The sequence below is a fragment of the Cellulomonas algicola genome, from assembly GCF_003851725.1.
GTDB classification, from domain to species: Bacteria; Actinomycetota; Actinomycetes; order Actinomycetales; family Cellulomonadaceae; genus Cellulomonas; species Cellulomonas algicola.
This window is the reverse complement of record NZ_BHYL01000243.1, coordinates 1-7935: the sequence shown is the minus strand read 5'-3', so window position 1 is coordinate 7935 and position 7935 is coordinate 1. Positions and strand designations below refer to the sequence as shown.

Genomic DNA, 7935 nt, shown 5'->3' with positions numbered 1-7935 from the left:
GTCGCGCGCACCGGCCGGGGCGCGCCGGAAGGACGTCCCATGGCCGTCGTGACCATGCGCCAGCTGCTCGAGAGCGGTGTCCACTTCGGGCACCAGACCCGCCGCTGGAACCCCAAGATGAAGCGCTTCATCTTCACCGAGCGCAACGGCATCTACATCGTCGACCTGCAGCAGTCGCTGTCCTACATCGACCGCGCGTACGACTTCGTCAGCCAGACCGTCGCCCACGGTGGCTCGATCCTCTTCGTCGGCACCAAGAAGCAGGCGCAGGAGCCCGTCGCCGAGCAGGCCGCGCGCGTCGGTATGCCGTACGTCAACCAGCGCTGGCTGGGTGGCATGCTCACCAACTTCTCGACGGTCCACAAGCGCCTGCAGCGCCTCAAGGAGCTCGAGCAGATCGACTTCGACGACGTCGCGGCCTCGGGCCTGACGAAGAAGGAGCTGCTCGTCCTGCGTCGCGAGAAGGACAAGCTCAGCAAGACCCTCGGCGGCATCCGTGACATGGCCAAGGTCCCCTCGGCCGTGTGGATCGTCGACACGAACAAGGAGCACCTCGCGGTCGACGAGGCGCGCAAGCTCGGCATCCCGGTCGTCGCGATCCTCGACACGAACTGCGACCCGGACGTCGTCGACTACCCGATCCCGGGCAACGACGACGCGATCCGCGCCGTCCAGCTGCTCACCCGCGTGATCGCGGACGCCGCCGCCGACGGCCTGCTCAAGCGCCACTCGGGCCGCACCGCCGCCGCGGAGGGTGCCGAGGCCGACGCCGAGCCGCTCGCCGAGTGGGAGCGTGAGCTCCTCGCCGGTGCCGAGGCCGACCTGCAGTCCGGCTCGTCCGCCGCTGCGCCGGCCGCCGTGCAGGCCGACGCGCCGACCGCTGCCGACGTCGTGACGACGGACGCCCCGGCTGAGGAGGCCGCTGCGGCCGCCGAGGCTGCGGAGACCGTCGAGGCCGCCGCGGCCGCTCCCGCCGAGGGTGACGAGGCCAGCCCGGCCGCCGCCGGCGACGAGGCCGCCCCGGCCGAGGGCGACGCGGCGTCCCACTGACGCGCGTCCTCCTGCACACCCCTTCGACCAGAACGGAACACTGATGGCGAACTACTCGCTCGCTGACATCAAGGCGCTGCGCGAGAAGACCGGCGCGGGCATGCTCGACGTCAAGAAGGCGCTCGAGGAGGCCGAGGGCGACTCGGACAAGGCGCTCGAGATCATCCGCGTGAAGGGCCTCAAGGGCGTCGGCAAGCGCGAGGGCCGCTCGGCCTCCGACGGCCTCGTCGCGGCGCACGTCGGTCCGACGGCGGACGGCGAGGGCCAGACGGGCGTGCTCGTCGAGGTCAACTCGGAGACGGACTTCGTGGCGAAGAGCCCGAACTTCGTCGCGCTGGCCGACCGCGTCCTCGCGGCGGCGGTCGACTCGGCCGCCCGCGACGCGGACGCGCTGCTCGCGACCGAGGTCGACGGCTCGAGCGTGCAGTCGATCGTCGACGAGACGGCCGCCACCCTGGGTGAGCGCGTCGTCGTGCGCCGTCTGGCCCGCGTGGCCGGCGAGCACGTCGAGGTCTACCTGCACAAGGTCAACAAGGACCTGCCCCCGCAGGTCGGCGTCCTCGTCGCCACGGACGCGGCCGGTGCCTCGGTCGCCCGTGACGTCGCGACCCACATCGCCGCCTTCTCGCCGTCGTACCTGACGCGCGACGAGGTCCCGGCGGAGACGGTCGAGAACGAGCGTCGCATCGCCGAGGAGACGGCTCGCACCGAGGGCAAGCCCGAGGCCGCGCTGCCGAAGATCGTCGAGGGCCGCCTCAACGGCTTCTTCAAGGAGAACGTGCTGCTCGACCAGGCGTTCGCGAAGGACCCGAAGAAGTCGGTCGGCCAGGTCCTCACCGAGGCCGGCGGCACGCTCACCGGCTTCGTGCGCTACCGCGTGGGAGCCTGACCCCATGTGATCGACGGTGGCCCCGGCCCGCAAGGGTCGGGGCCACCGTCGCACGGGGCGCCCCACGACCTGCCGCCGAGAAGGCCCGCGGTCGCCGCGCCTGCCCGACACCCGGACGACCAGCACCCACCCCGACCGTCGATGGAGGCCGCAGTGACCCAGGACCCGAGTACGACCGGCGAGCCCGCGCCCGCCCGGCGCGTCCTGCTCAAGCTCTCCGGCGAGACGTTCGGCGGCGGTGACGTCGGCCTCGCGGCAGACGTCGTGCAGCGGGTCGCCGCGGAGATCGCGGTCGCGGTGCGCTCCGGCGTGCAGGTCGCGATCGTGGTCGGGGGTGGCAACTTCTTCCGCGGTGCGGAGCTGTCGCAGCGCGGCATCGACCGGGCCCGTGCGGACTACATGGGCATGCTCGGCACGGTGATGAACTGCCTGGCGCTGCAGGACTTCCTCGAGCAGGCCGGCGTCAGCACGCGCGTGCAGACGGCGATCGCGATGGGCCAGGTCGCGGAGCCGTACATCCCGCTGCGGGCGATCCGGCACCTGGAGAAGGGCCGCGTCGTGATCTTCGGCGCGGGCGCGGGGATGCCGTACTTCTCGACCGACACCGTGAGCGTGCAGCGCGCCCTGGAGACGCACTGCCAGGAGGTGCTCATGGGCAAGAACGGCGTCGACGGCGTGTACACGGCGGATCCCCGCAAGGACCCGTCGGCGGTCAAGCTCGACCACCTGACCTACACCGACGCGCTCGTCGGCGACCTGGGCGTCATGGACGCGACGGCGCTGAGCCTGTGCCGCGACAACGACGTGGTCATGCGCGTCTTCGGGCTCGAGGAGCGGGGCAACGTCACCCGAGCCCTGCAGGGTGAGAAGATCGGCACGCTGGTCACGGCGAGCTGACGCACCGAGCCCGCACGCCCGACCCCCAGACGACAGCAGCACGAAGGAGCAGCGGTGATCGACGAGACCCTCCTCGAGGCCGAGGAGAAGATGGACAAGGCGGTCGAGGTCGCCAAGGACGACTTCGCGACGATCCGCACGGGCCGGGCCAACGCGGCGATGTTCTCGAAGGTGTTCGTCGACTACTACGGCAGCCCGACGCCCCTCCAGCAGCTCGCGTCGTTCAACGTGACCGAGGCGCGCACGATCCTGGTCTCGCCGTTCGACAAGTCGTCGACGACGGCGATCGAGAAGGCGCTGCGCGACTCCGACCTGGGCGTGAACCCGACGAACGACGGCAACGTCATCCGCGTCGTGCTGCCGGCCCTCACGGAGGAGCGTCGCCGCGACTTCGTCAAGCTCGCGAAGTCGAAGGCGGAGGACGCCCGCGTGTCGGTGCGCTCCGTCCGGCGCAAGGCCAAGGAGGAGCTCGACCGCATCGTCAAGGACGGCGAGGCGGGCGAGGACGAGGTCGTGCGGGCGGAGAAGGAGCTCGAGGCGCTCACCAAGAAGCACGTCGAGACCATCGACCACCTGCTCGCCTCCAAGGAGAGCGAGCTCCTCGAGGTCTGATGACGGAGCACAGCACCATCGCCGCGCCGAAGACCCTCCGGCCGGGCCGCGACCTCCCGGTCGCGGTCGTGGTCGGCGTGACCCTGCTCGTCGGCGTCGTCGCCTCGCTGTTCATCCGCAAGGAGATCTTCGGCGTCGTCGCGATCGTGGCGGTCTGCGCGGCGCTGTGGGAGCTGGCGCAGGCGTTCGCGCGCCGCAACATCCACCTGCCGCTGCTCCCGCTGCTCGTCGGCGCGGTCGGCACGCTCGTGTCGGCGTACCTCGCGGGCCCGGAGGCGCTGTTCGTCGCCTTCATGCTGACCGTCGGCGGCGTCGTCGTCTGGCGCGTGCTCGACGGCAGCGGCGAGGCGGCGCTGCGCGACGCGAGCGCGGGCGCGTTCGCGGCGGCGTACCTGCCGTTCCTGGCGGGTTTCGCGATGCTGCTGCTCGCGGAGCCCGACGGGCCCTGGCGCGTGATGCTGTTCATCCTGCTCGTGGTCGCGAGCGACACGGGCGGGTACGCGGTCGGGGTGCTGCTGGGCCGGCACCCGCTCGCACCGTCGGTGAGCCCGAACAAGACGTGGGAAGGGCTGCTGGGCTCGGTCGTCCTGGCGAGCGTCGTCGGCGTCGTCGGGGTGCAGGCCGCGTTCGGCGGCGAGCCGCTCGTCGGCGTCGTCATGGGGCTCGCGACCGTCGTGACGGCGACGCTGGGGGACCTGGCCGAGTCGATGCTCAAGCGCGACCTCGAGCTCAAGGACATGGGCCGGCTCATCCCGGGCCACGGCGGGATCCTCGACCGGCTCGACTCGTTGCTCCTCACGGCGCCCGTCGCCTACGTCATCCTCGCGGTGCTGCAGCCTGCGGGCTGACGCGCACGCCACGCGCCCGCCGCTCGCGGCCACCCGCGCCGCCGCTCGACCCCGTCCCACCGACACCCAGAAGGGGGTGCCCCGCATGACCGGTACACCCGTGCGCCTCGACCTGTCCTCGCCGACCCGCGGACCGCGGGGCAAGCCGCCCAAGCACTTCGTCGACCTCACGCCCGAGCAGCGGGTCGAGGCCGTGGCCGAGCTCGGCGAGAAGCCGTTCCGCGCCAAGCAGCTCGCCACGCACTACTTCACGCACCTGACGAACGACCCGGCGCAGATGACGGACCTGCCGAAGGCGACGCGCGACAAGCTCGTCGAGGGCTTGTTCCCGACGCTGCTCACGGCGCACCGCACGCTGACCGCGGACCAGGGCACGACCGTCAAGACGCTGTGGCACCTGTTCGACGGTGCCAAGGTCGAGTCGGTGCTCATGCGGTACGCGAACCGCACCACGCTGTGCATCTCGAGCCAGGCGGGCTGCGGTCTCGCGTGCGCGTTCTGCGCGACGGGTCAGCTGGGCCTCACGCGCAACCTGTCGACGGCGGAGATCGTCGAGCAGGTGCGGGCTGCGGCGCGGTCGCTGGCCGACGGCGAGGTGCCCGGCGGACCGACGCGCCTGACGAACGTCGTGTTCATGGGCATGGGCGAGCCGCTCGCCAACTACAAGGCCGTCATGGAGACCGTGCGGCGTCTCGTGGCGCCCACGCCCGACGGCCTCGGCATGTCGGCGCGCAACGTGACGGTCTCGACCGTCGGCATGGTGCCGGCGATGGACCGGCTCGCGAACGAGGGCATCCCCGTGACGCTCGCGCTGTCGCTGCACGCCCCCGACGACGAGCTGCGCAGCGAGCTCGTGCCGGTCAACACGCGCTGGAGCGTCGACGAGGCGATCGACTCGGCGCACCGCTACTTCGAGAAGACCGGCCGCCGGGTGTCGATCGAGTACGCCCTGATCCGGGACGTGAACGACCACGCGTGGCGTGCGGATCTGCTCGGCGAGAAGCTCGCGGCGCGCGGCAAGGGCTGGGTGCACTGCAACCCGATCCCGCTCAACCCGGTGCCGAACTCGCGGTGGACGGCGAGCGATCCCGAGGTGGAGCGGGAGTTCGTGGCACGCTTGCGAGCGCACGGGATCCCGACCACCATCCGGGACACGCGCGGCAGCGAGATCGACGGGGCGTGCGGACAGCTCGCCGCGGAGGAGGACTGAGTGAGCGACGGCATGTTCCGGACCGTCTCCGGCCTGAAGCAGGGATACGACCCGGACGAGGTCGACGACTTCTTCACGCACGCGCGCCAGGTGTACGAGGCGGGCCCGTCGTCGGGGCTGTCGAGCAAGGACGTGCGGGGCGTCGCGTTCGACATGGTCCGCGGCGGCTACGTGACCGCGGCGGTCGACGCGGCGCTCGACCGGCTCGAGCAGGCGTTCGTCGCGCGGCAGCGTGCGGAGTTCGTGCAGCGCAACGGCCAGGACGCGTGGATGGCCAAGCTCAGCGAGCAGGCGCGGACCCTGTACGGGCGTCTGTCGCGTCCCGACGGCGACCGGTTCGCCGCGCCGGAGGGGCGTCAGCAGGGCTACGAGCCCGCGGACGTCGACGCCCTGTGCCACCGCCTGGTCGCGTACTTCGACAAGGGCACGCCGCTGTCGGCGGCCGAGGTCCGGGCGGCGACCTTCCGCAGCCGCCGGGGCCGCAACGCCTACGCCGAGCAGTCGGTGGATGCGTTCCTCGCGCGTGCGGTCGAGGTGCTGCTCGGCGTCGAGTGACGCCCGCGACGTGCGCCGTCGTCGGCGAGTGACGCCCGCGGCGTGCTCAGCCTGCGGCGGATGACGCCTTCGACCTGCTCCGCCGGCGTCGAGCGTCGCGACGCGGCCGGCGGTGTCCCCGCACGGTCCGCGCGTCCGGGAGGATGGGCGAGTGAGTGAGCGCAGCGTCGTCATCCTCGGCTCGACGGGGTCCATCGGCACCCAGGCGATCGACGTCGTCCGCCGCAACCCCGACCGGTTTCGCGTCGTCGGGCTGAGCGCGGGCGGGCGGGACGTCGCGACGGTCGCCCAGCAGGCGCGTGACCTGCGCGTCGAGACGGTCGCGGTGGCCGACCCGGCCGCGGGTGATCCGCTGCGCGCCGCGCTCGACGGCACTGGCGTGGAGGTCGTCGCCGGCCCGGGCGCGTCGACGGACCTCGCGGGCCGCGGGGCGGACGTCGTGCTCAACGGCATCACGGGGTCCGTGGGCCTGGGGCCGACGCTCGCGGCGCTGCGCGCGGGCAGCACGCTCGCCCTGGCCAACAAGGAGTCGCTCGTCGTGGGCGGTGCGCTCGTGCACGCGGCGCGCGTGCGACCCGACCAGATCGTGCCGGTCGACTCCGAGCACTCCGCGATCGCGCAGGCGCTGCGCGGCGGGGCGCGCGACGAGGTGCGCCGGATCGTGCTGACGGCGTCGGGCGGGCCGTTCCGCGGGTGGTCGCTCGACGACGTCAAGGCCGTGACGGCGACGCAGGCGCTCGCGCACCCGACGTGGTCGATGGGCCCGGTCGTGACGGTCAACTCCGCGACGCTCATGAACAAGGGCCTGGAGCTCATCGAGGCGCACCTGCTGTTCGGCGTGCCGGTCGAGGACATCACCGTCGTCGTGCACCCGCAGTCGGTCGTGCACTCGATGGTCGAGTTCGTCGACGGCTCGACGATCGCGCAGGCGTCGCCGCCGGACATGCGCCTGCCGATCGCGCTCGGCCTGTCGTGGCCGGACCGCGTGCCCCTCGTCGCGCCGCCGTGCGACTGGACGACCGCGACGGCGTGGACGTTCGAGCCGCTCGACGAGGAGGTGTTCGGCGCCGTGCGGCTGGCCCGCCACGCGGTCGCCGCGTCCCCGACCCACCCGGCCGTCTACAACGCGGCGAACGAGGAGTGCGTCGACGCGTTCCTCGCGGGCCGGATCGGCTTCCTCGACATCGTGTCCACGGTCGAGCGCGTGCTCGCCGAGCACGACGGCACGGACCCCGACGACCTGTCGCTCGACGCGGTCCTCATCGCGGAGCGGTGGGCGCGGTCGCGTGCGCACGAGGTGCTCGCGCAGCGCTGACCCGGGCGACCGCGTCGCCGAGCAGCCGCACGGGCGCCGGCGGCCACGTGGGGGAGCGGTGCCCGACCCACGGCAGCCGGACGAGGGGCCCGCCCGCGCCCGTCACGAGGTCGGCGAGGGTGCGCCCGGCGAGGTTCGCCGCGGCCACGCCGTCGAACCCCAGCCCGCGCACCCAGCCGATGCCGTCGTCGTCGAGGCCGACCGAGAGGTGCCCGTCGCGTGCGACGCCGACGGTCGCCGACCAGGCGTGCGTCGACGGCGTTGCGGCCAGGTCGGGGAACAGCTCACCGAGCGTCGTGTGCAGCGCGGTCGCCGCGCGGTCGACGCCGGCCGGCGACGCGACGGCGCGCCCGCTCACGTCGACGAGGACGAGCCGCCCGTCGGCGGTGCGCTCACCCCGGACGCGTGCGGCGGCGTCGACGAACGTCTGCGACCGGGCGAGCCCGACCGCGTCCCACTGCGCGGAGGTCAGCGGCGAGGTCGCGACCGCGACCCCGTGGCGCGCGACGACCGAGCGGCCCGAGCCCGGCGTGAGCGGCGCGCCCGCACCGGTCGCGAC

9 protein-coding genes are annotated in these 7935 nt (G+C 73.0%); 8 read left to right on the top strand and 1 reads right to left on the bottom strand.

Features of this window, described 5'->3' with window-relative positions:
* The first annotated feature begins 39 nt into the window (after nucleotides 1-39).
* From rpsB to dxr, 8 genes are all read left to right on the top strand, one after another.
* Nucleotides 40-1050 (top strand): 30S ribosomal protein S2, encoded by a 1011-nt coding sequence (rpsB, locus tag CTKZ_RS15035; protein ID WP_124343703.1) that lies wholly within the window; start codon nucleotides 40-42, stop codon nucleotides 1048-1050.
* 43 nt (nucleotides 1051-1093) lie between these two features.
* On the top strand, nucleotides 1094-1939 hold the full coding sequence (tsf, locus tag CTKZ_RS15030; protein ID WP_124343702.1) for a translation elongation factor Ts: 846 nt from the start codon (nucleotides 1094-1096) through the stop codon (nucleotides 1937-1939).
* A gap of 141 nt (nucleotides 1940-2080) precedes the next feature.
* Entirely contained in the window at nucleotides 2081-2836 is a 756-nt protein-coding gene (gene pyrH, locus CTKZ_RS15025) for a UMP kinase (RefSeq protein WP_124343701.1), read from the top strand.
* A gap of 54 nt (nucleotides 2837-2890) precedes the next feature.
* Complete coding sequence (frr, locus tag CTKZ_RS15020) at nucleotides 2891-3448, top strand: ribosome recycling factor (RefSeq protein WP_124343700.1); 558 nt, start codon at nucleotides 2891-2893, stop codon at nucleotides 3446-3448.
* Entirely contained in the window at nucleotides 3448-4296 is an 849-nt protein-coding gene (locus CTKZ_RS15015) for a phosphatidate cytidylyltransferase (protein ID WP_124343699.1), read from the top strand. The genes frr and CTKZ_RS15015 overlap by 1 nt, the downstream gene beginning before the upstream one ends.
* An 85-nt stretch (nucleotides 4297-4381) precedes the next feature.
* Complete coding sequence (gene rlmN, locus CTKZ_RS15010; protein ID WP_124343698.1) at nucleotides 4382-5506, top strand: dual-specificity RNA methyltransferase RlmN; 1125 nt, start codon at nucleotides 4382-4384, stop codon at nucleotides 5504-5506.
* Nucleotides 5507-6061 carry a DivIVA domain-containing protein gene (locus CTKZ_RS15005; RefSeq protein ID WP_124343697.1) on the top strand — a complete coding sequence of 185 codons (555 nt, stop codon included), beginning with the start codon at nucleotides 5507-5509 and terminating at the stop codon, nucleotides 6059-6061.
* Between the two features lie 151 nt (nucleotides 6062-6212).
* Nucleotides 6213-7376, top strand: coding sequence for a 1-deoxy-D-xylulose-5-phosphate reductoisomerase (gene dxr / locus CTKZ_RS15000; protein WP_124343696.1), 1164 nt, complete (start codon nucleotides 6213-6215; stop codon nucleotides 7374-7376).
* Here dxr and CTKZ_RS21645 read toward each other — a convergent pair.
* A partial coding sequence (locus tag CTKZ_RS21645) for an FAD-binding oxidoreductase/lyase (protein ID WP_503825973.1) occupies nucleotides 7321-7935 on the bottom strand: 615 nt, incomplete at its 5' end. The genes dxr and CTKZ_RS21645 overlap by 56 nt on opposite strands.

Bases quoted from the DNA above. Each gene is read 5' to 3' on its own strand.
- rpsB (WP_124343703.1), top strand. From the start codon at position 40: ATGGCCGTCGTGACCATGCGCCAGCTGCTCGAGAGCGGTGTCCACTTC.
- tsf (WP_124343702.1), top strand. From the start codon at position 1,094: ATGGCGAACTACTCGCTCGCTGACATCAAGGCGCTGCGCGAGAAGACC.
- pyrH (WP_124343701.1), top strand. From the start codon at position 2,081: ATGGAGGCCGCAGTGACCCAGGACCCGAGTACGACCGGCGAGCCCGCG.
- CTKZ_RS15015 (WP_124343699.1), top strand. From the start codon at position 3,448: ATGACGGAGCACAGCACCATCGCCGCGCCGAAGACCCTCCGGCCGGGC.
- rlmN (WP_124343698.1), top strand. From the start codon at position 4,382: ATGACCGGTACACCCGTGCGCCTCGACCTGTCCTCGCCGACCCGCGGA.